A 2,758-nucleotide genomic window follows, 5' to 3' on the forward strand; every position below is an offset into this window, starting at 1 on the left:
CGAGGAAAAGAAATCAACCGAGATTCCCAAAGTAGTGGCGAGCGAAATGGGAGCAGCCTGCAAGTGATAGCGGATTCGTTAGCGGAAGCCTCTGGAAAGTGGCGCCGTAGTGGGTGATAGCCCCGTACGCGAAAACCAATCCGTGGTACTAAGCTTGCGACAAGTAGGGCGGGGCACGTGAAACCCTGTCTGAACATGGGGGGACCATCCTCCAAGGCTAAATACTCGTAATCGACCGATAGTGAACCAGTACCGTGAGGGAAAGGCGAAAAGAACCCCGGGAGGGGAGTGAAATAGATCCTGAAACCGCATGCATACAAACAGTGGGAGCCTCGCAAGGGGTGACTGCGTACCTTTTGTATAATGGGTCAGCGACTTACGTTCAGTAGCGAGCTTAACCGAATAGGGGAGGCGTAGGGAAACCGAGTCTGATAAGGGCGATTAGTTGCTGGGCGTAGACCCGAAACCGGATGATCTATCCATGGCCAGGATGAAGGTGCGGTAACACGCACTGGAGGTCCGAACCCACTAACGTTGAAAAGTTAGGGGATGAGCTGTGGATAGGGGTGAAAGGCTAAACAAATCCGGAGATAGCTGGTTCTCTCCGAAAACTATTTAGGTAGTGCCTCACGTATCACCTTTGGGGGTAGAGCACTGTTTAGGCTAGGGGGTCATCGCGACTTACCAAACCTATGCAAACTCCGAATACCGAAGAGTGCGAGCGTGGGAGACAGACATCGGGTGCTAACGTCCGGTGTCGAGAGGGAAACAACCCAGACCGCCGATTAAGGTCCCCAAGACATAGTTAAGTGGGAAACGAGGTGGGAAGGCTCAGACAGCCAGGAGGTTGGCTTAGAAGCAGCCATCCTTTAAAGAAAGCGTAATAGCTCACTGGTCGAGTCGTCCTGCGCGGAAGATGTAACGGGGCTCAAACTATGCACCGAAATCGCGGATATGTACTTAGTACATATGGTAGGAGAGCGTTCTGTAGGCCGTTGAAGGTGGCTTGTAAAGGCTGCTGGAGGTATCAGAAGTGCGAATGCTGACATGAGTAGCGATAAAGCGGGTGAAAAGCCCGCTCGCCGAAAGCCCAAGGTTTCCTGCGCAACGTTCATCGGCGCAGGGTGAGTCGGCCCCTAAGGCGAGGCTGAAAAGCGTAGTCGATGGGAAACTGGTTAATATTCCAGTACCTCTTTGTAATGCGATGGGGGGACGGAGAAGGTTAGGTCAGCCGGGTGTTGGACGTCCCGGTTCAAGCGTGTAGGGAGATCTTCCAGGCAAATCCGGAAGGTCAATCCTGAGGCGTGATAACGAGTGGTCTTTGACCGCGAAGTGATTGATACCCTGCTTCCAAGAAAAGCCTCTAAGCTTCAGTTACAGAGAGACCGTACCGCAAACCGACACAGGTGGGCAGGATGAGAATTCTAAGGCGCTTGAGAGAACTCAGGAGAAGGAACTCGGCAAATTAGCACCGTAACTTCGGGAAAAGGTGCGCCCCGGTAGGTTGTAGAGATTTACTCTCGAAGGCCGATGGGGTTGCAGTGAAATGGTGGCTGCGACTGTTTAATAAAAACACAGCACTCTGCAAACACGAAAGTGGACGTATAGGGTGTGACGCCTGCCCGGTGCCGGAAGGTTAAGTGATGGGGTGCAAGCTCTTGATCGAAGCCCCGGTAAACGGCGGCCGTAACTATAACGGTCCTAAGGTAGCGAAATTCCTTGTCGGGTAAGTTCCGACCTGCACGAATGGCGTAACGATGGCCACACTGTCTCCTCCTGAGACTCAGCGAAGTTGAAATGTTTGTGAAGATGCAATCTCCCCGCGGCTAGACGGAAAGACCCCATGAACCTTTACTGTAGCTTTGCATTGGACTTTGAACCGGTCTGTGTAGGATAGGTGGGAGGCTTTGAAGTGAGGACGCTAGTTCTCATGGAGCCGACCTTGAAATACCACCCTGATTTGTTTGAGGTTCTAACCATGGCCTGTGAATCCAGGTCTGGGACCGTGCATGGTAGGCAGTTTGACTGGGGCGGTCTCCTCCCAAAGTGTAACGGAGGAGTACGAAGGTACGCTAGGTACGGTCGGACATCGTGCTAATAGTGCAATGGCATAAGCGTGCTTGACTGCGAGTCCCACAAGACGAGCAGGTACGAAAGTAGGTCATAGTGATCCGGTGGTTCTGTATGGAAGGGCCATCGCTCAACGGATAAAAGGTACTCTGGGGATAACAGGCTGATACCGCCCAAGAGTTCATATCGACGGCGGTGTTTGGCACCTCGATGTCGGCTCATCACATCCTGGGGCTGTAGCCGGTCCCAAGGGTATGGCTGTTCGCCATTTAAAGTGGTACGTGAGCTGGGTTTAAAACGTCGTGAGACAGTTTGGTCCCTATCTGCCGTGGGCGCTGGAAATTTGAGGGGACCTGCTCCTAGTACGAGAGGACCGGAGTGGACATTCCTCTGGTGTACCGGTTATGACGCCAGTCGTATCGCCGGGTAGCTATGAATGGAAGAGATAAACGCTGAAAGCATCTAAGCGTGAAACTCGCCTCAAGATAAGATTTCCCTGGAGCCTCGAGCTCCCTGAAGGGTCGTCGAAGACCACGACGTTGATAGGCTGGGTGTGGAAGCGCAGTAATGCGTTAAGCTAACCAGTACTAATTGCCCGTGCGGCTTGATCCTATAACCTTAAGCGCAACTCAGACGCTGCAATTACAACGAACCAAACCTTCTTCCCATTTTGCGCATGACCCCGGTC

The 2,758-nt window shown here is 52.7% G+C and carries 1 rRNA gene; it reads left to right on the forward strand.

The annotated features are described in order from the left end of the window. Nucleotides 1-2,682, forward strand: a 23S ribosomal RNA gene (locus BO74_RS20810); the annotation flags it as partial. Nucleotides 2,683-2,758 lie beyond the last annotated feature (76 nt).

The organism is Propionivibrio pelophilus DSM 12018 (assembly GCF_059569095.1).